The organism is Pseudomonas sp. Marseille-Q8238, assembly GCF_965111915.1.
On record NZ_CBCOPI010000001.1, the window covers coordinates 852002 to 871087 of the forward strand.

Annotated in this window: 16 protein-coding genes; 13 read left to right on the forward strand and 3 right to left on the reverse strand. The window is 61.5% G+C overall.

All coding sequences use genetic code 11. The features are described 5' to 3' along the window. The first annotated feature begins 21 nt into the window (after nt 1-21). The 6 genes from ACWPW0_RS03775 to ACWPW0_RS03800 all read left to right on the forward strand — a co-directional run bounded on the left by ACWPW0_RS03775 (nt 22) and on the right by ACWPW0_RS03800 (nt 9362). Nucleotides 22-1860: a DUF1302 domain-containing protein gene (locus tag ACWPW0_RS03775; protein ID WP_454256690.1), complete on the forward strand. Its 1839-nt coding sequence runs from the start codon at nt 22-24 to the stop codon at nt 1858-1860. Between the two features lie 13 nt (nt 1861-1873). Continuing rightward, entirely contained in the window at nt 1874-3229 is a 1356-nt protein-coding gene (locus tag ACWPW0_RS03780) for a DUF1329 domain-containing protein (RefSeq protein ID WP_447589146.1), read from the forward strand. Between the two features lie 78 nt (nt 3230-3307). Then, nucleotides 3308-4234: a winged helix-turn-helix transcriptional regulator gene (locus ACWPW0_RS03785; RefSeq protein WP_454254473.1), complete on the forward strand. Its 927-nt coding sequence runs from the start codon at nt 3308-3310 to the stop codon at nt 4232-4234. Nucleotides 4235-4407: 173 nt separating this feature from the next. Next, nucleotides 4408-5844: a carotenoid oxygenase family protein gene (locus ACWPW0_RS03790; RefSeq protein WP_454254474.1), complete on the forward strand. Its 1437-nt coding sequence runs from the start codon at nt 4408-4410 to the stop codon at nt 5842-5844. Nucleotides 5845-5875: 31 nt separating this feature from the next. After that, nucleotides 5876-7558, forward strand: coding sequence for an AMP-binding protein (locus tag ACWPW0_RS03795; RefSeq protein ID WP_454254475.1), 1683 nt, complete (start codon nt 5876-5878; stop codon nt 7556-7558). Between the two features lie 13 nt (nt 7559-7571). Beyond that, on the forward strand, nt 7572-9362 hold the full coding sequence (locus tag ACWPW0_RS03800; RefSeq protein ID WP_454254476.1) for an acyl-CoA dehydrogenase C-terminal domain-containing protein: 1791 nt from the start codon (nt 7572-7574) through the stop codon (nt 9360-9362). Nucleotides 9363-9573: 211 nt separating this feature from the next. Here the strand turns inward: ACWPW0_RS03800 and glyA are convergent, their stop codons facing one another. The 3 genes from glyA to ACWPW0_RS03815 form a co-directional block, all read right to left on the reverse strand. Next, on the reverse strand, nt 9574-10827 hold the full coding sequence (gene glyA / locus ACWPW0_RS03805; protein ID WP_447589156.1) for a serine hydroxymethyltransferase: 1254 nt from the start codon (nt 10825-10827) through the stop codon (nt 9574-9576). Between the two features lie 152 nt (nt 10828-10979). After that, nucleotides 10980-11390 (reverse strand): response regulator, encoded by a 411-nt coding sequence (locus ACWPW0_RS03810; RefSeq protein WP_447589158.1) that lies wholly within the window; start codon nt 11388-11390, stop codon nt 10980-10982. Nucleotides 11391-11435: 45 nt separating this feature from the next. Beyond that, entirely contained in the window at nt 11436-11666 is a 231-nt protein-coding gene (locus tag ACWPW0_RS03815) for a Flp family type IVb pilin (RefSeq protein WP_454254477.1), read from the reverse strand. A gap of 281 nt (nt 11667-11947) precedes the next feature. Here ACWPW0_RS03815 and cpaB point away from each other — a divergent pair, with 281 nt between their 5' ends. The 7 genes from cpaB to ACWPW0_RS03850 are packed head-to-tail and all read left to right on the forward strand — an operon-like array spanning nt 11948 to nt 19084. Continuing rightward, the gene (gene cpaB, locus ACWPW0_RS03820; RefSeq protein WP_447589161.1) at nt 11948-12877 is read left to right on the forward strand and encodes a Flp pilus assembly protein CpaB; all 930 of its coding nucleotides are present in this window, start codon (nt 11948-11950) and stop codon (nt 12875-12877) included. Between the two features lie 21 nt (nt 12878-12898). Next, nucleotides 12899-14134, forward strand: a complete 1236-nt coding sequence (locus tag ACWPW0_RS03825; RefSeq protein WP_447589163.1) for a type II and III secretion system protein family protein — start codon at nt 12899-12901, stop codon at nt 14132-14134. Between the two features lie 7 nt (nt 14135-14141). After that, on the forward strand, nt 14142-15311 hold the full coding sequence (locus tag ACWPW0_RS03830) for a pilus assembly protein (RefSeq protein ID WP_447595537.1): 1170 nt from the start codon (nt 14142-14144) through the stop codon (nt 15309-15311). Beyond that, nucleotides 15308-16576: a CpaF family protein gene (locus ACWPW0_RS03835; RefSeq protein WP_447589165.1), complete on the forward strand. Its 1269-nt coding sequence runs from the start codon at nt 15308-15310 to the stop codon at nt 16574-16576. Before ACWPW0_RS03830 ends, ACWPW0_RS03835 begins: the two co-directional genes overlap by 4 nt. Then, on the forward strand, nt 16573-17451 hold the full coding sequence (locus ACWPW0_RS03840; RefSeq protein ID WP_447589167.1) for a type II secretion system F family protein: 879 nt from the start codon (nt 16573-16575) through the stop codon (nt 17449-17451). The genes ACWPW0_RS03835 and ACWPW0_RS03840 overlap by 4 nt, the downstream gene beginning before the upstream one ends. Next, nucleotides 17451-18347, forward strand: a complete 897-nt coding sequence (locus ACWPW0_RS03845; protein ID WP_454254478.1) for a type II secretion system F family protein — start codon at nt 17451-17453, stop codon at nt 18345-18347. Before ACWPW0_RS03840 ends, ACWPW0_RS03845 begins: the two co-directional genes overlap by 1 nt. Nucleotides 18348-18367: 20 nt before the next feature. Continuing rightward, nucleotides 18368-19084: a tetratricopeptide repeat protein gene (locus ACWPW0_RS03850; protein WP_454254479.1), complete on the forward strand. Its 717-nt coding sequence runs from the start codon at nt 18368-18370 to the stop codon at nt 19082-19084. Nucleotides 19085-19086 lie beyond the last annotated feature (2 nt).

Below are 19086 nucleotides of genomic sequence, written 5' to 3' on the forward strand. Positions count from 1 at the left end.
GAGGCTGCTTTGATGAGAAAAATAAAAAACAGGCACCCGCTCCTTCGTTTCTCGCTGTTGCCGCTGGCGCTGGCCTGTGCGTCCGCTCAGGCTGGTGTGTTCAGCTACGGGGAGTTGGAAGGTTCGTTCGACAGTCAGCTGTCGGTTGGTTTCAGCTGGTCCATGGAAAACCCGGACAAGAAACTCATTGGTGCCAATAACGGGGGCGAGGGCGCGTTGTCCTCGGCGGGCGATGATGGTCGCCTCAACTACCGCCGTGGGGATGCCTTCTCGAAGATCTTCAAGGGTATTCACGAGCTGGAGTTGCGCTACCGGGACACCGGTCTCTTCATGCGCGGCAAGTACTGGTACGACTACGCCCTGGAAAAGGACACGCCGCGTTTCAAGGAGCTGGATGACAGCGGCCGTAAGCCCGCGGCCAAGGGCAGTGGCGCCGAGCTGCTGGATGCCTTCGTCTACCAGAACTACGCCATCGCCGAGATGCCGGGCACGGTTCGCCTCGGCCAGCAGGTGGTGAGCTGGGGTGAGAGCACCTTCATCGGGGGCGGGATCAACAGCATCAACCCGATCGACGTTTCCGCCTTCCGCCGGCCCGGTGCCGAGGTCAAGGAAGGCCTGATTCCGGTGCCGATGATCTACCTGTCCCAGGCCCTGACCACGGACCTGAGCCTGGAAGCTTTCTATCAGTTGCGCTGGCGTGAAACGGTGATGGAAAACTGCGGCACCTTCTTCTCCCGTGCCGACTTTGCGCCGAGCGGTTGCAACGTGGCGCATATCGGGCCGAACGTCCCCAACCTGGTTAGTGGCATTACTGGTGGGGCAGGGTTGTTGCAGGGCGCGCTTGCCCAGCTGGCGACGCTTGGCTACCACCCGGTGTTCGATGCCGAGGGTATCGCCGTACCCCGTGCACCGGACAACACGCCGCGTGATGATGGTCAGTGGGGCCTGTCGCTGCGCTATTTCTCGGCGCCGCTGAACACCGAGTTCGGTGCCTACGCGATGAACTACCACAGCCGTACGCCGAACCTCTCGGCCTATGCGTCCAATCTGGTGGGTAGCCCGGGTCTTGCGGGTATGGGCCCACTGGGTGGCGCGGTGTTGATTGGTACTTCGCGCTACATGATGGAATACCCAGAAGACATCCGCCTGTACGGCCTGAGCTTCGCCACCAACCTGCCAACCGGTACGGCGCTGTCGGGGGAAATCAGCTACCGGCCGAACATGCCGGTGCAGCTCAACGCCGTGGACATGCTGGCGCTGATCACCAATGGTGCGGCTTCACCAGCTGTGCAGTCGGGGCGCTACAACATTCAGCCGGGCACCCTGATCAATGGTTACGTTCGCAAGGAAGTGACCCAGGCCCAGGTTACCGCCGTACACATGTGGAACCAGGTGCTGGGCGCCAGTGCGCTGACCCTGGTCGGTGAGGCAGGTGTCACGCGTGTGGGTGGCCTGGAAAGCACTGACACGCTGCGCTTCGGTCGCGACAACGTCTTCGGTGCGGGCACCAACGCCAATGGCGCACCTTGTGCGGTGGATGGCACTCAGCCGCAGTGCAACAACGATGGCTATGTCACGCGTACATCCTGGGGGTATCGCCTGCGGGCGGGGTTGGATTACCCGAACGTGTTTGCCGGGGTGAACCTGCGGCCTTCGTTGGCCTTCTCCCATGACGTCAAGGGCTACTCGCCGCAGACCGGTGGTTTCAGCGAGGGCACCAAGGCGGTGAGCGTCGGCCTCGACGGTGAGTTCCGCAATACCTACACCGCGTCCATCGCCTACACCAATTTCTTTGGTGGCGAGTTCGACGTGGCGCGCGATCGCGATTTCCTGGCCCTGAGCCTGGGCGTCAATTTCTGAGGAAGCTCTGAGCATGAATTACTTCAAGTTGAGTGCGCTGGTTCTGGTGCTGGGCTTCTCCAGCCCGCTGCTGGCAGCCAATGCCATCTCCGCCGATGAACTCGGCAAGACCTACACCCCGCTGGGCGGCGAGCGCGCCGGCAATGCCGCGGGCACCATCCCGGCGTGGACCGGTGGCCTGCCCCGTGATGCGGCGCCGGTCTCGGCCAATGGCCGTCTCGGCAATCCCTTTGCTGGCGAAAAACCGCTATTCGTCATCACGGCGCAGAACGCCGCGCAGTACGAGGCCAACCTGACGCCGGGTCAGAAGGCGCTGCTGCAGCGTTATCCGACGACCTTCCGCATTCCGGTCTACCCGACTCATCGCACCGCCGCGGTGCCGGACTCGGTGGCCCAGGCGGCTGCCCGCAACGTTACCGGTGCCAGCCTGTCGGCCAATGGCTACGGCATGCAGGCATTCGAGGTTTCGACGCCGTTTCCCTTCGCCAGCACGGGTGTCGAGGCTATCTGGAACCACATCAGTCGCTACCGCGGTGGCAGCGTCAAGCGCCAGTTCGTGCAGGTCACGCCTCAGGTCAATGGCAGCTACACCCCCGTGCTGTTCGTCGATCAGATGAGTACGCGTGAGGAACTGACGGACTTCAATGCCTCGGCACCGGGACGGGTGCTGTACTACATGAAGCAGCAGGTGCTGGCGCCGTCGCGTCTGGCGGGTACTGCACTGCTGGCCCACGAGACCATGGACCAGGCCAGTACGCCGCGTCAGGCATGGATCTACAACGCCGGTCAGCGCCGCGTGCGCCTGGCGCCGCAGGTGGCCTACGATGGCCCGGGTACGGCGGCGGATGGCCTGCGTACGGCCGACAACTATGACCTGTACAACGGTTCGCCGGATCGCTACGACTGGACCATCAAGGGTAAGCAGGAAATCTACATTCCCTACAACAGCTACCTGCTGGAAGACCCGAAGCTCAAGTACGACGATGTGGTGAAGGCCGGCCACCTCAACCCGGATCACACGCGCTATGAGTTGCACCGTGTCTGGGTGGTGGAAGCCAACCTCAAACCGGAACAGCGTCACCTGTATGCCAAGCGTGTTTTCTTCATCGATGAGGACACCTGGCAGGTGGCGACCGTGGATCACTACGACAGCCGTGGCGGTCTGTGGCGTGTCGGTGAAGGCCACGCGATGCAGTTCTACCATGTCCAGGTGCCGTGGTACCGCGTCGAAACCCTCTACGATCTGCTTTCCGGGCGCTACATCGCCCTGGGCATGAACAACGAGGAAAATGCGGGCTACCAGTTCGGGGCGCGCTTCAGTTCCGCCGATTTCACACCTAGCGCCCTGCGCCAGGCCGGCATTCGCTAAGCGCTGTAAAGGCCGCTCCCGCACAGGGGGCGGCCTCTCCGTTAAGATAGTGCGGGTTTTACTGCCGACGAGAACATCATGGATGCTGGCCACTACGTTTACCCGACTCTGGAGCAGAGCTTTCATCTGGTTCGCACGAGCATCCTGCATGACGTGCTGGATGTGCTGGCCGATCCCTGGAACCTGTCGATCCTGCGTGCCTTGTTCCACGGACCGCTGCGTTTCGATGAGCTGATCGAGCGCCTCGGGGTATCCCGTGCGGCGCTGTCCGTGCGGCTCAATACCCTCTACGAGCAGCAGTGCCTGGACAAGCAGGCCTACGGCAACAGTGGTAAACGCTTCGAGTACAGCATCACCGCTCAGGGGCGGGCGCTGAAGCCGGTGTTTCTCCTGCTCGACCAATGGAACCGTCGTTGGCTGGGCGAAGTGGCGGCACCTGACCTGGGGTTGTGTTGCGACCACTGCAAGGAGCCGCTGCATCTGCGCATCGAATGCCGGCACTGCGCACAGGAACTGCGCCCGAGTCACGTCAAGCCGCTGTTCATGCGCGGGCCTCTGGCCTACGCCGCCTCGGTGCCCGACTACCGGCGTACCCGCAGTGCGCCGGGTAGCGAGAAGGTCGAAGACCCGCTGCAGATCAGTGCGGAGGTCTGGCTGCGTGACCGCTGGAGTTCACTGTTGATCGGTGGCCTGCTCTTCGGGCTGCGCCGGTATGGTGATCTGCAGAGCTGCCTCGACATTGCGCCGAACATCCTCGCCAACCGCCTCGACATCCTGCTCAGCGCTCAGATGCTGGCCCGTCAGGACGATGGTGGCTATGCCCTGCGCACACGGGGGTTGGAGTTGTACCCGGTGATCATGGCGATGCGCGAATGGGGCATGCGCTGGTTGCCGATCAAGCCGATGGTCGAGCAGGGGTGGGACTTGCTCCATGTGCCGTGCACGTCCTGGTTGAGTCTCGACTACACCTGCGTGGCCTGCGGCACTCGCATCGCACTCGATTGATACCATAGCTGAACTGAAATCTGTCTCCAGGCAGATTTCGCACTCTTGCTTTCTTTCGTGAATCTAAATGAATTTGCCTGGCTGATTCTGCCGCATTTTAGATTGACCTGACTTTTATAGCTGAACTAAATTGACATGGTATTTCCTCTCTATAACAACAACGAGGGTATTCCATGGCCACCCCGGCAACGCCTGATGCGCCATTCGGCGAAGAGTACGGTTTCTACCTGAGCGGAGCGTTCGGCCCGGTGCCGGATGAGCGAGTCCTGCAGGACTTCGAGGTCGAGGGCACGATCCCGGCTGACCTGAATGGCGTCTACCTGCGCAACGGCCCCAATCCGCGTTTTGCCCCGGCTGGTCGTTATCATGCGTTCGATGGCGACGGCATGATCCACAGCGCCCACTTCGCCAACGGCAAGGTCACCTACCGCAATCGCTGGGTGCAGACCGAGGGCTTGCAAGAAGAGCTGAGCGCCGGCCAGGCAACTCATCGCGGCATCATGGATACCCGCAAGGGCCGCGATGACAACCCGCTGAAGAACACCGCCAATACCGATGTGGTGGGGCATGCCGGGCATGCCGTGGTCAGCTGGTATCAGGCCGGGATCCCTTATCTGCTCGATCCGGTAACCCTGGAAACCCGTGGTCAGGCGCCCTACAAGGGCCTGGGCAATGGCATGTCGGCGCACAGCAAGGTAGACCCTGAAACCGACGAGATGATGTTCTTCGACTATTGGTCCGAATCGCCCTACATGAGCTACGGCGTCGTCGGCGCGGATGGCCAGTTGTGCCATGAGGTGCCGATCCAGCTGCCGGGTTCGCGCATGCCGCACGACATGGCCATCTCCAAGCACTACAGCATCCTGCATGACCTGCCGCTGGTGCATTGCCCGGAGGCGCTGCGCCATGGTCGGCACAAGATCAAATTCGACCCCAGCCTGCCGACTCGCCTCGGCGTCATTCCACGTTACGGCAAGGCGGACGAGGTGCGCTGGTTCGACTTCAGCCCGTGCTTCATCTACCACACCATCAATGCCTGGGAAGAGGGCGATGAGCTGGTGATGGTCGGATGCCGCTACATGCCGTGCGAAGGCCCCGATGGGCAGATCGACGCGGAAACCACTGCGGCCGATATCGCCCAACTGCGCATGCATGCACGCTTGTGGATCTGGCGCATGAACCTGGTGACCGGCGCTACGCACGAAAGCGTGCTCAATGCCGAGCACAACGTCGAGTTCCCCAGCATGAACCTGGCGTTCCAGGGGCGGCGCAATCGCTGGGCTTACCTGGTCGACCACAACCCAGACGTGCTGCATTGGATGGGTATCCGCAAGTTCGACCTGGATACCGGCGCGTGTGTCGGCGCCTTCAGTGATGACCCCGTCAATGCCTGGTACAGCGAGCCCTGGTTCGCGCCCCGGGTCGGCTCGGCGGAAGAGGATGACGGCTACCTCGTGGTGTTCTGCATCAACGTCGCCACCGGGCGCAGCGAGCTGCAGATCTTCGACGCCCGTGCCCTCGATAACGGGCCGCTGGCGCGGGTGATCATCCCGGTGAAGGTGCCGGCAGGCTTCCATGCCACCTGGATCAATGGGGACCGGCTGAACTGATTTCCCCCATAACAATAAGAGGAATGCGTGCATGGCTGATCAAGACGATTTCCCCACCTTGCTGGAGAGCTTTTATCGCTTCGAGCAGGAGCGTGCCGACGAGGTTTACCTGACCCAGTCCCAGGGTGGTCAATACCATGACCTGAGCTGGTCACAGGCGGGCGAACAGGCCCGGCGCCTGGCCACTTATTTGCAGGCGCAGGGTTACCCGGAGGGCAGCCGGATTGCCCTGTATTCGAAGAACTCCGCCTACTGGGTGATCGCCGATCTGGCGATCTGGATGGCGGGGCATGTGTCGGTGCCGTTGTACCCATCCCTGGCGGGCAACGGGGTGCGGCAGATTCTCCAGCACAGCCAGGCGGTGGCGGTGGTCATCGGCCAGCTGGATATCGCCGACGCCCATGCCGGGATTCCAGAGGGTGTGCACAAGATCGCCACGCCGCTGTGCCGTGATGCCGGCGACAGCGTGCGCTGGGAGGCCATCCAGGCCAACCATGCACCACTGGCACAAAGCCCGCGTCCCGATCGAGAGCGCTGCGCCACCATCATCTACACCTCCGGCACCACCGGTGAGCCGAAAGGGGTGATGCACAGTTTCCGCACCGCGTCAGTGGCCTCGTGGCAGTGGGCGCAACTGAGCAACCTGAAGGCCGGTGACACGGTGTTCTCCTACTTGCCGATGAGCCATGTGGGTGAGCGTCTGGCTGTGGAGTGCGGCTCCCTGCATCTGGGCTTGCGGGTGTTCTTCAATGAATCGCAGGACAGCTTCATCGCAGACCTGAAGCACAGCCGGCCGGACGTCTTCTTCGGTGTGCCGCGCATCTGGATCAAGCTGTTCCAGGCCATGCGTGCCTTTATGCCGCGCCCGTTGCTCGAGCTGATCGAGCAGGGCGTGTCCCTCACGCCCGAGCAGCAGACAGAGGCTCGCGCCGTGGTGGGGCTGGATCGCGCCCGTTTTGGCGTATCCGGCGCGGCCCCGGTGCCGCCCAGCCTGCTCACCTGGTACAACCGCCTGGGCCTGCCGATGATCGAAGTGTTCGGCATGAGCGAGAACTTCGGTTACTCGCACCTGGGTGTGGTCGGCGTCACGCCGCCAGGCTGGATCGGCCCGGCTTGCCCGGATGTCGACGTGCTCCTGGCCGGCGATGGCGAGGTGCTCATCCGCAGCCCGGGCAACATGCTCGGTTACTTCAACGACCCACAGCGGACCGCCGAGGCGCTGGATGCCGATGGCTACCTGCATACCGGTGACATGGGCGAAGTCGATGCCCAGGGGCTGCTGCGCGTGATCGGCCGTGTGCGCGACAACTTCAAGACCAGCAAGGGCAAGTTCGTCGCCCCGGCACCCATCGAGAATGCGCTGTCGGCGTCGCCGCTGGTCGAACACGTCTGCGTGGTCGGTTCAGGCTGTACCCAGCCACTGGCCCTGGTGATTCTCGCGCCGCAGGCAGCGGGTCTCGATCAGACGGTACGCATGGCACAGCTCGACAACCTGCTCGCCGAGCTCAATGAGTCCCTGGAAAAGCACGAGAGACTGTCGGCGCTGCTGCTCCTGGACGATCTCTGGTCGGTGGATGGCGGCGAGCTGACGCCAACCCTGAAGGTCAAACGCAACATCATCGAACAGCGCTATGGCGTGCTGATCGAAACCGCAAGCGAAAGCGGTCGCGGCGTGCTGCACGCCCGCGACATCCCATTGCCTACCGTCGCCTGACAAGGAACTCATCATGCCGCAGTACAAAGCCCCGGTCCGGGACATGCAATTTCTCATCAACGAGCTGTATCGCTACCCCGAGCACTATGCGGCCATAGGCCATGCGGAGCTGGACGCCGAGACCGTCATGGCAGTGGTCGACCAGGGCGCACGTTTTGCCGAGCAGGAGCTGTTTCCGCTCAATGCCGTGGGGGATGAGCATGGTTGCCGCCTGGAAAACGGCCAGGTGTATACGCCGCCCGGTTTCAAGCAGGCCTACCAGAGCTACATGGAGAATGGCTGGTCGGGCCTGTCCTCGCCGGAATCCCACGGAGGGCAGGGCCTGCCCGAGTCGCTGGGGGTCTTCCTCACCGACATGTTCGGCGCCTGCAACCCGGCCTGGTACATGTATGCCGGGCTGACCAAGGGCGCACTGACCACCCTGGCCGCTCACGGCAGCGCGGAGCTGCGTGACACCTACATGCCGTCGATGATCAGCGGTGCATGGGGCGGCACCATGTGCCTGACCGAGCCGCACTGCGGCAGCGACCTGGGCTTGCTGAAGACCCGAGCGGTGCCGCAGGCCGATGGCAGTTATCGCATCACTGGCACCAAGATCTTCATCTCCGCCGGCGATCAGGACATCACCGAAAATATCGTGCATCTGGTCCTGGCGCGTATCGAAGGCGCGCCGGCTGGCACCCAGGGCATTTCGTTGTTCGTCGTGCCCAAGTTCCTGCCCACCGCGCCCGGCGTGTGCGGCGAGCGCAACACCGTGGCGTGCGGCTCGCTGGAGCACAAGATGGGCATCAAGGGTGCCGCCACCTGTGTGATGAACTTCGACGATGCCAAGGGCTTCCTGCTGGGCGAGGCCAACCGTGGCCTGCGTTGCATGTTCACCATGATGAACCATGCGCGTCTGGCGACGGCGATGCAGGGCCTGTGCCTCGGTGAGACCTCCTACCAGAACGCCGTCAGCTATGCCCGTGAACGTTTGCAGATGCGTTCTCTGAGTGGACCCAAGGCGCCGGACAAGGCCGCCGACCCGATCATCGTGCACCCGGACGTGCGGCGCATGCTGCTGACCATGAAGTCGCTGAATGAAGGGTCGCGTGCCCTGGCCTATTACACGGCCCAGCAGATGGACCTGGCCGAGGCTGCCCAGCATGCCGAACAGCGGCAGTCCGCGGCTGACGAACTGGCCTTTCTCACGCCGATCTGCAAGGCCTTCATGACCGACAGCGGCATGGAAACCACGCTCTTGGGGATGCAGGTATTCGGTGGCCACGGCTATATCCGCGAGTCCGGCCAGGAGCAGTTGGTACGGGATTGCCGCATCGCCCCGATCTACGAAGGCACCAACGGCATTCAGGCGCTCGACCTGCTGGGGCGCAAGGTGCTGGGGAGCCAGGGCAAGCTGCTGCGTGGCTTCAGCCTTAAGGTCCAGGCGCTTGCCGAGCAGCACAGTGCCCATGCCCGTCTGGGGGATTATGCCAAGACCCTGGGTGAGCTCAATGCGCAGTGGGCATCGTTGGGCCTGAAGGCCGGCATGGCTGCGATGAAGAACCCGGATGAGGTCGGTGCTGCAGCCGTCGATTTCTTGATGTTCTCGGGCTATCTGGTGCTGGGTTATTTCTGGTTGCGCATGGCGTATGAAGCCGAGCAAGCGCTCGAGCAGGGCAGCGATGAGCGCCTGTTCTACGAGGGCAAGCTGGGCACGTGCGACTTCTACTTCCAGCGCATCCTGCCGCGTGCCCAGGCACACGCACAGATGATGCTGGCGGGTGCCTCTTCGCTGATGCAGCTTAGCGAGGCGCATTTCTGACGATGTTCTAAGAACCTGTTCACGATTTTCTGGATTAGAGCCAGACAAGGCAAAAACGTCTGAGGAAGCGCAGTTTACGAGTGGTAAATGAGCATTCCGAGGGCGTTTTTAACGCCGTATGGCCGCGAGCTAGGAGATCGTGAACAGGTTCTAAGCCTGAAACGCAAAAGCCCCGGCCAAGGCCGGGGCTTTTGCGTTGCTGCGTCAGTGCTTAGTTGCCGTATACCGGCAGCTTGGCGCAGACCGCTTTGACCTGCTCGCGCACGCGGTCAACGATGGACTCATCGCCCATGTTTTCCAGGATGTCGCAGATCCAGGTGGCCAGCTCGCGGCACTCGACTTCCTTGAAGCCGCGGGTGGTAACGGCTGGGGTGCCGATACGCAGGCCGGACGTGACGAATGGCGAACGTGGGTCGTTCGGTACGCTGTTCTTGTTCACGGTGATGAAGGCGCGACCCAGGGCAGCGTCGGCGTCTTTACCGGTGATGTCCTGCTTGATCAGGGACAGCAGGAACAGGTGGTTCTTGGTGCCGCCGGAAACCACGTCGAAACCACGGTCGATGAACACCTGGGCCATGGCCTGGGCGTTCTTCACCACTTGTTCCTGGTAGGTCTTGAACTCAGGCTGCAGGGCTTCCTTGAAGCATACGGCCTTGGCCGCGATGACGTGCTCCAGCGGACCACCCTGGGCGCCTGGGAAAACGGCAGAGTTGAGTTTCTTCTCGATCTCTTCGTTCTTCTTGGCCAGGATCAGGCCGCCGCGCGGGCCGCGCAGGGTCTTGTGGGTGGTGGTGGTGACGACGTCGGCGAACGGCACCGGGTTCGGGTACACGCCAGCGGCAACCAGACCGGCCACGTGGGCCATGTCGACGAACAGGTAAGCGCCGACCTTGTCAGCGATTTCACGGAAGCGCGGGAAGTCCAGCACCTGCGAGTAGGCGGAGAAACCGGCAACGATCATCTTCGGCTTGTGCTCGACAGCCAGGCGCTCGACTTCGTCGTAGTCGATCAGGCCTTGATCGTTGATGCCGTACTGCACAGCGTTGTACAGCTTGCCGGACGAGGAAACGGTGGCGCCGTGGGTCAGGTGACCACCGTGGGCCAGGCTCATGCCCAGGATGGTGTCGCCTGCTTGCAGCAGGGCCAGGTACACGGCGCTGTTGGCTTGCGAGCCGGCGTGCGGCTGGACGTTGGCGTAGTCGGCACCGAACAGCTCCTTGGCGCGGTCGATGGCCAGTTGCTCGACCACGTCGACGTACTCGCAACCACCGTAGTAGCGCTTGCCTGGGTAGCCCTCGGCGTACTTGTTGGTCAGCACGCTACCCTGCGCTTCCATCACCGCTGGGCTGGTGTAATTCTCGGAAGCGATCAGCTCGATGTGTTCTTCCTGGCGTTGGGCTTCTTGCTCCATCGCGGCAAACAGATCGGCGTCGTAACGGGCGAGGGTCAAATCACGGCTGAACATGGCAATCCCCTGATGAATCAGCTGGGCGGTTGTAAGAGGGCGGGGATTCTACCCCATACGCGGGGAAGTGGCATATGAATGCGGGTCATGCGACAGACGAGCGGGATTCATCAGGCAGGGTTGGCCACCTAATGAATCTGCTGCAAAACGGTCTAGCGCACCAGGCGTACTGGCGGCGGCGGAAACAGTCGGTTGAGTGCCTCGAACAGGCGGTCGTGATAGATGGGTTTACGGAAGAAATCCACGACCTGCAGGCGCAGGGCTTCGATGACATCCTCCATCTCGGCATGCCCGGATGTAACGATCACGGGCAGATTCTGGCGGGCGACGCTCTGGCGCAGTCGCTGGATCAGGCGTAAGCCGCTTTCATCCGGCATGCGCAGGTCGGTAATGGCCAGCGCAATGTCCGGATGCTGGTCCAGCAACTCCAGAGCTGCTCGTACCGAGAGCGCCGTGTGGCAGCGAAATCCTTCGTGCTCCAGCATCTCGGCCAGTTCGAGGAGGATGTCCTCCTCGTCATCTACGAGCAGCAATTCTTCTCGGATGGGTGTTGGGTTGCTCATTGTCTCGGCTCCATCCCGGACATCGATTTCTTCATTCTGATGTGACTAGCTGCCACCGCCACCCGCACCACCGCCGCCGCCAGCAACACCGCCGAGGCCTTCGGAAATCTTGGTGAAGATCTTGTCCAGATTGTCGCCAATGCTGCCGTCGCCACTCATGAAACCAATGAGCACCAACGCAACCATGGCGGCGATCACTGCATATTCGATACCGGACGCTCCTTTTTCCTCGATCAGGAAGAGTTTGATTCGCTGTACCAACGCTTTGATGAACATAGTGCTGCTCCTTGCGGCATATGACTACGTACTGAGGGATAGTCCAGGCCTGATGAGCGCGCAATCCTCTACAAGGTATTAGTCGCAAAGTGATAGTGCGGCGTTTGCCAATTTTATGGTGTTGATTAATTGGCGTTATTTCATAGAAAAAAATGCTGCCTCAATTCTGGGCATTTCCGGAATTGACTCTATGCTCCAGACGAGTGGTGTGATTGGACAGCGCAGAAGCTCAGGCTCGGCAGGCCTGAGTGCATCGCTGTAACGGCAAAGGAGTTGTCCGTATGGATAGTCGCGTGACCCTTTCCCTGGCCGCCGTGCTGATGCTCGGTGCTGTAGCTGCTGGCTATTGGGGCGTCAGGCAAAGCCAGCCATCCCATGAGCCTGTTCAGGAAGGTCTCGCCACCAGCGCCCCGACCATCGAGCCGAACGCCGACGGCATAACCGTCATGCGTACGGCTGTCGTGATGACTGCGCGCCCCATACAGCCATTCGTTCCCCTGACGCCTGAGGACCTGGTGGTCGAGCAGCTGCAGGTCGTCCCGGCTGGGAGTTTCAAAACCATTGAAGAGGTGGTTGGCCGGGTGAGCTGGAGCACGGTGCCGGCTGGCATTCTGCTCTCTGAACAGCATTTTTCTGGCTCCGGGCCGTTGGCGCAGATGATTCATGCAGACGAGCGCGCCATTGCAGTACCGATCGATGAAGTGGTCAGTACGGGCCACCACGTGCGGCCAGGTGACTATGTCGATGTGCTGCTGTACATGCGCGAGGATGGGCAACGCCCCAGTTCTGCCCAGGTCGCCCTGCCTGCCCTGCGTTTACTGAGCATCGGGCCTATCCTCGGGCTGTCTAATGACGGTCAGGCCAAGCCGCCCACTGAGGAAGAGGCGGCGCAGCGCCGCAATCCCCGCACCGCTGTACTGGCGGTTCCGCAAGATCAGGTGACCCGTCTCATGCTGGCGAGCGAGGCCGGTGTGCTACGCCTGGCAGTACGCAGCGCGGATGAGAAGCTGCTGGCGCGTTATCGCGCAGGCGAGCTTCAACCAATGACTCTGGATGATACGAACCGCTCCCTGCTGCGACTCGACCAGCTTGCCGGTCGTCCCGCCGCTGCACCGATACCGAGAGGCTCTGCAACTGCCCGCTCGAGCGGGGAAGGACGGACAACGGTGGAAATCGTGCGTGGCGATAGCGTCACTCGACAAACTCCCTGATCAGTAAAGGAATGCCTGGGTATGAGCAGGAGCGTATGGATTGTCGTTGCAGTGATGGGGCTTCTTTCCGTGGTACAGGGGGCTCATGCCGTGCCAGCGGCCTGCCAGGCGTTGGCGACGGCTCCCTCGGTGATCGGCATCACTCAGGGCTTGCAGCGGGAGTTGCCGTTTCCTGTTGCCATTGAACGCATAGCCATTGGTGACCCGGAGGTCGCTGATGTACAGCTGCGAGGCGCACGGGCATTTCTGGTCACTGGCAAAAAGTCGGGAGCGACCAGCCTCATGGTCTGGACTGCCTGTAGCCCTGATCCGCGCTACAGCATGGTGCAGGTCGAGGGGCAGGCAACCGCTGCCTTGGCGCCTGCTCCTGCGGTCGTACAATCGTTTGCCGATCTGCCTAGCCAGGTGCAGACCGATATTCGCTTCGTCGAAGTCAGTCGCGGCAAGCTGAAAGCAGTCGGTACTTCCATCTTCTCCACGGGCTCCAACAACTTCCTCTTTGGTGCGCCGGGTACCGTGCCAGGCGTAGCGGTTTCACCCGGTACTGTGGGCTCCGTGTCACCAGCCATTCCGCTGGTCAACGGTGGTTTCAACATCGTCTGGGGCGGCGGTAGCAGCAAGGCTCTGGGCATTCTCAATGCGCTGGAAAACAGCGGATTTGCCTATACCCTCGCCAAGCCCAGCCTGGTAGCCCTCAGTGGGCAGAGTGCGAGCTTCCTGGCCGGCGGTGAGTTTCCAGTCCCTGTGCCCAACAACAATGGCGACAACATCAGCATCGAATACAAGGAGTTCGGCATACGCCTGACACTGACGCCTACCGTGGTCGGCCGTGATCGAATCCTCCTCAAGGTGGCGCCAGAAGTGAGTGAGCTGGACTTCAATGCGGGTATCAGCATTGCAGGTACTCAGGTCCCCGCACTGACAGTACGGCGCACGGACACCAGTATTTCGCTGGCTGATGGTGAGAGCTTCGTCATCAGCGGTTTGATCAGCAGCCGTAACGTGGCCTCGGTGGACAAGTTTCCCGGTCTGGGGGACATCCCCGTACTTGGAGCTTTCTTCCGCTCTTCGCGGATAGACCGTGAGGACCGTGAGCTGCTGATGATCGTGACGCCAAGGTTGATCCAGCCGCTGGCAGCGGATGCGACGTTGCCGGAGTTGCCGGGTGAGCGGCTGCGTCGCTATGACCCGAATATCTACAAGTTCTTCTTCCTGGAAAACGGCAACTTCGATCGCCGTGTCGGACTCTCGGAGTAGTGTGGGTATGAGCCAGACCTTTCTCGCCCTGACCCGCAACAGTGCCGATATGGCATGGTTGGAAGCGGCGCTGAGTCCATTGGGACAAGTGCTTAATGCTGGCCGGGGGACGCTCGACGAGCTGCTTGCCCTGGTCGATGTCACCTCGGCAAGTCTGCTGTTCATCGGCTTGGATCGAGAAAACCTCACCACGCAGAGTGCGCTCATCGAAGGGGCGCTGGAGGCTCGTCCGCTCTTGGCCGTTGTCGCTCTTGGCGACGGTATGGACAACCATCTGGTGCTCAATGCGATGCGTGCGGGGGCTCGCGACTTTATCGCCTATGGCGCTCGCTCGAGTGAGGTGGCGGGCCTTGCCCGGCGCTTGACCAAGCGTCTGCCCCAGGTGCAGCCAGTGTGGCAGGGCGAACGGATGACGGTGCTGTATACCCGCCAGCAAGGGGGCGACAGCGCCATGCTTGCCGCCCACCTGGCGTTGGCCATGCAGGCTGCCGGACAGCGCACGTTGCTTCTGGATCTTGGCCTGCCAGCTGCCGACACCGTGGCGATGCTCGGACTGGAGGCCACTTTTCATTTTGGCGATGCCTTGCGTAACCTGCGACGGCTGGATATCAGTCTGATCGATAGCGCGTTCTGTACCCATCCCCAGGGCTTGCGGCTGCTGGCGGGCATGGAAGAAGGGGAAACATTGGGGCAGGCGAGCGCGGCGGAAATATACCTGTTGCTGGGCGCGTTCAACCTGCATTTTCAACACATCGTGGTGAACCTGGCAGGGCAGCCTGATAGCGAGGCACTGCGCATTTTCATGAACCGGGCGAGCCAGGTGCTGTGGTGTTGTGATCAGAGCGTGCCGGACTGCCGCCATAACCTGGCATTGCTCGGGCGCTGGCGCGAGTCTGGTATGAAACTGGATCATGCCCAACTTCTGGTCGATCGTTATCTGAGTGGTGTGGCTCCGGGGGCCGATGTCCTGGGAGAAACATTCGGGCTGCCTGTATTCGGCGTATTGCCGTACTGCCCCGAGGTCCGCCTCAATGCCAAGAACCTGGGGCGCTCTCTGTACGAAGTCGCGCCGCGCGAGCGCATCACGCGAACCTTGCGCCAGTGGGGTGAAAACCTGATCGGCGCCGAACCATCGAGCCTCACCGGATGGTTCAAACGCCTGGGGCAGCGGTCATGAGAACGGATAGCCTGTTCGGCGGCACTGCTCGTCCCAGTCCGACCGGCCATCAGGAACATCAGCGCCTGAAGCTGGTGTTGCACCGGCATATCATCGACGCCATCGACGAAGACGGTGTCAACGTGCTCGAGGGGGCTCGTCCTGTCGTAGCCCAGTATGTCACCGACAAGGTGGTCGACTATGTCAGTCGGCATCACCTGGCACTGTCTCGGTATGAGATGGAGCGTATGGCCGAAGAACTGGTCGATGAGCTGATCGGCTACGGCCCGCTGGAGATTCTGCTGCGCGATCCAGCGGTGACCGAGATTCTGGTCAACGGACCTGATCGCCTGTTCGTCGAGTGCGATGGCGTACTGCACCAGAGTGAGTTGCGCTTTATCGACGACCAGCACGTGCAGCGCGTTATTCAACGCATCCTGGCACCCATGGGGCGGCGCCTGGACGAGTCCAGTCCGATGGTCGATGCGAGGTTGCCGGATGGCAGCCGGGTCAACGCGATCATTCCGCCTATCTCCCTCGATGGCACGTGCTTGTCCGTGCGCAAGTTCCGCCGGGATCTGCTGCAAAGTACCGACTTGTTGGCCTACCAGAGCATGGATGAGGCGATGCTGCAGTTCATTCGCCAGGCGGTAGGGCGCCGCTGCAACATCATGATCAGTGGCGGTACCGGGACCGGCAAAACCACCATGCTCAATGTGCTGAGCCTGTTGATCAATAACCACGAGCGGATCGTAACCATCGAGGATACGGCCGAGTTGCAGCTCAACCACCCGCATGTGGTGCGTCTGGAAACGCGCCCACCGAATGCCGAGGGAAATGGCGAGGTGGCTGCGAGTGATTTGATCCGCAATGCCCTGCGTATGCGTCCGGACCGCATCATCCTTGGCGAGATTCGTGGTGTTGAAGTCATCGACGTGTTGCAGGCCATGAACACCGGCCACGACGGCTCGATGAGTACCGTGCATGCCAACAGTGCCGCGGATTCGTTGTTGCGCCTGGAGACGCTGGTTGGCCTGACCGGGCGTACGGTGGCCGAGCGCACGTTGCGCCAGATGATCTGTGCCGCGCTGGATGTGGTGATTCAGTTGACGCGTTTGCCTAACGGACGCCGTTGCGTCAGCGAGATCGTCGAGATCGTTGGTATCCGCGACGATATCTATGTCACCAACACGCTGTTCCGTTTCGACAGAGTGAGTGGGAGCTTTGTGCGCGAGGCGATCAACCCCGCAGGTGAAAAACTGCGTCAGCAGGGGATGGAGTCATGAATATTCCGCTGCTGATCATCTGCACGTGCATGGCCGGGGCGGCGATCTGGTTGTGGCGCAGAGGCATACAGCAGGCGCATAGCCAACAGGTACTGGCCAGGCTTGGTTATGGCGATGCCGTGGACGTGAAAGCGCCGGTTGCCGTGGGGTTGATCGAGCGTGCGTTCATACGCGCAGGTATGGAGATGGAGCCCGGCCGGCTACGGTTGATGCTGACAGGTTGGTTGCTCCTGTTGGCGATTGGCTGGCTACGAGGAGGCTGGCTGTTCGCACTGCTGGCGCTGGCCGTGCCGCCACTGCTCCTGCGTATGTGGCTTGCCTGGCGCGTGCGGCGCCGTACGAAACGCATGATCGAACAATTACCGGCATTGCTCGATCAGGTCTTACGCAGCCTGCACAGCGGTAAAACGCTGGGCGATGCCATGGTGCGTGCCATCGACGAGGCACCAGAGCCGTTGTCCGGTGCCTTGCAGCGTGTCAGTAATCAGGTTCGCCTGGGTGTCGGCCTGGCGGAAGCGCTGGAGGAAGCTGCCGACCTCTATGCCATTGAAGAGCTGCGCATCCTGACGTTGGGTGTGCGAGTGAACCATCGCTATGGCGGCAGTGCAGGGGAGCTGCTGCAGAACCTGATCAACGTCATTCATGAACGGGACAACATCGCTCGCCAGTTCCGGGCAATGACAGGGGAGACACGCATTACCGCCTGGGTGCTGGGCTGCCTGCCCTTGGCATTGGCCGGCTACATTCTGGTCGTGAACCCGAACTACCTGATGAGCATGTGGCTGGACCCGAGTGGTCGGACCATGCTGCTGGCTTCTTTTGGCATGCAGGCCTTTGGCTGCTTCCTGCTGTGGCGCATGCTGAGGAATCTATGATGCCCTGGATCGTGCTGTGCATTTGCCTTGTCCTGAGTTCCGGGCTCCTCGTGATGACACTCCTGCAGACGCACTCGCGCCGGGAGCAGGTACTGCGCCGGTTACGCAGTGACCGGGTGAGTGAAGAGGCCCCGCTTTTCGGTTCGACCCTGTTGCTTCAGCTGGGGCGCAGCAGGATCGGCCAGCGCTTGCTGAGCCTGGACAGTGAAACCCAGCAACTACTCAGCCGCATCGGGTGGCGCCGCGCCAATCGGCGTGCCCTGTTCACTGCACTTCAGCTGGGAACTCCCTTGGTGTTTCTGGCGTTGGTCCTGCTTTGGCAGCTGCTGTTTGGTAGCCCGCTGCGACATGCCTGGCTATTACCTGTTCTTTCCATCGGTGCAGGCCTGCTGCTGCCCAAGCGTTTGCTGGCATTTGCCGCTGCCCGGCGCCAGCGGCAACTGGCAGCCGAGATATCGACGTTCATTCCTCTGCTGCGGATCCTGTTTGATTCCGGGTTGACCGTCGAACAGGCACTTAGGGTGCTCAGCATAGAGGGCCGGACCATCATGCCTAATCTGTCTCTGGAGCTTTCCAATGTCTTGTCGAGGGTCGACTCCGGGCTCGAATTGGCGGAGCAATTACAGCAGCTCGATCGGCATCTGGCCGTGGATGAAGTGAGGGATTGTCTGGTGATCTTGCAGCAACTCATTCGCCAAGGGGGCGGGGCGATGAGTTCGTTGCTGGCGCTCAAGCAGTTGCTGGATCAGCGCCGCCTGACGGGTATGCAGGAACACATCTCCAAACTCTCGGCCAAGATGGCAGTGGTCATGATGGTGTTTCTTTTCCCAGCCTTGTTGATCGTGCTGGCCGGGCCAGGCCTGAGTGCCATAAGTCGCGCTCTGGGGGGGAGCTGATGGTGAAGCGAATGTTGTCGATGCTCGTACTCCTGCAGTTGGCAGGCTGTGCTGGCGGCCCTCATCTATTCGATGGCCAGGCCGGAAGCAGTGGCAAGGCCTGTGAGCCACCCAGCCAGGAGCAAACGCTGGCGCTCAACCTGGCTCGTGACATGGTGAGCGAAGGTCGCCTATACGCTGCATTGGCTCATTTACAGGGCCTGTCTGCCAGCTTGCCTGAAGTGCGTCTGGGGCAGGCTCAGGTATTGCGCCGTCTTGGACGCAGTGAGGCGCAAGGGCTCTATCAGAGTTTGCTGGGTACTTGTCTGGCAGCCGCAGGCAGGCATGGTCTGGGCCAGTTGGCTGTTGCGCGTGGCGATCTGCCAGAAGCCGAGCAGCAGTTGCGTGAGGCGGTACGGCTGGCTCCTGTGGACGCTCGTGTGCGCAATGACATGGGTGTGCTTTACCTGCGTCAGGGGCGTGTCGAGGAGGCTAACTTCGAGTTCCTGACCGCAATGGAACTTGACCAGGCAGATACCCGTCCGGCGCTTAACCTGTTGGCCTTGTTGTTCTATCAGCAGCGTTGGGATCAGGCGGCGAAGCTGATTACCAGTCTTGGCTTGAGTGCCGAGCAGACGCGCAGTGCCGAAGCTCTGGCTAGAGAGCTCAAACAACCCACCGGTCGCACCTTGCCTCTGGCTGATGCTTCACCGGTTATGGAGGCGGTGCGGCACACGGTGCCCAGCGCGAGGAGGTAAGT

Excerpts from the sequence above, each read along its gene's own strand:
- ACWPW0_RS03780 (WP_447589146.1), top strand. The coding sequence starts at position 1,874 with ATGAATTACTTCAAGTTGAGTGCGCTGGTTCTGGTGCTGGGCTTCTCC.
- ACWPW0_RS03785 (WP_454254473.1), top strand. The coding sequence starts at position 3,308 with ATGGATGCTGGCCACTACGTTTACCCGACTCTGGAGCAGAGCTTTCAT.
- ACWPW0_RS03790 (WP_454254474.1), top strand. The coding sequence starts at position 4,408 with ATGGCCACCCCGGCAACGCCTGATGCGCCATTCGGCGAAGAGTACGGT.
- ACWPW0_RS03795 (WP_454254475.1), top strand. The coding sequence starts at position 5,876 with ATGGCTGATCAAGACGATTTCCCCACCTTGCTGGAGAGCTTTTATCGC.
- ACWPW0_RS03800 (WP_454254476.1), top strand. The coding sequence starts at position 7,572 with ATGCCGCAGTACAAAGCCCCGGTCCGGGACATGCAATTTCTCATCAAC.
- glyA (WP_447589156.1), bottom strand. The coding sequence starts at position 10,827 with ATGTTCAGCCGTGATTTGACCCTCGCCCGTTACGACGCCGATCTGTTT.
- ACWPW0_RS03810 (WP_447589158.1), bottom strand. The coding sequence starts at position 11,390 with ATGAGCAACCCAACACCCATCCGAGAAGAATTGCTGCTCGTAGATGAC.
- ACWPW0_RS03815 (WP_454254477.1), bottom strand. The coding sequence starts at position 11,666 with ATGTTCATCAAAGCGTTGGTACAGCGAATCAAACTCTTCCTGATCGAG.
- cpaB (WP_447589161.1), top strand. The coding sequence starts at position 11,948 with ATGGATAGTCGCGTGACCCTTTCCCTGGCCGCCGTGCTGATGCTCGGT.
- ACWPW0_RS03825 (WP_447589163.1), top strand. The coding sequence starts at position 12,899 with ATGAGCAGGAGCGTATGGATTGTCGTTGCAGTGATGGGGCTTCTTTCC.
- ACWPW0_RS03830 (WP_447595537.1), top strand. The coding sequence starts at position 14,142 with ATGAGCCAGACCTTTCTCGCCCTGACCCGCAACAGTGCCGATATGGCA.
- ACWPW0_RS03835 (WP_447589165.1), top strand. The coding sequence starts at position 15,308 with ATGAGAACGGATAGCCTGTTCGGCGGCACTGCTCGTCCCAGTCCGACC.
- ACWPW0_RS03840 (WP_447589167.1), top strand. The coding sequence starts at position 16,573 with ATGAATATTCCGCTGCTGATCATCTGCACGTGCATGGCCGGGGCGGCG.
- ACWPW0_RS03845 (WP_454254478.1), top strand. The coding sequence starts at position 17,451 with ATGCCCTGGATCGTGCTGTGCATTTGCCTTGTCCTGAGTTCCGGGCTC.
- ACWPW0_RS03850 (WP_454254479.1), top strand. The coding sequence starts at position 18,368 with ATGCTCGTACTCCTGCAGTTGGCAGGCTGTGCTGGCGGCCCTCATCTA.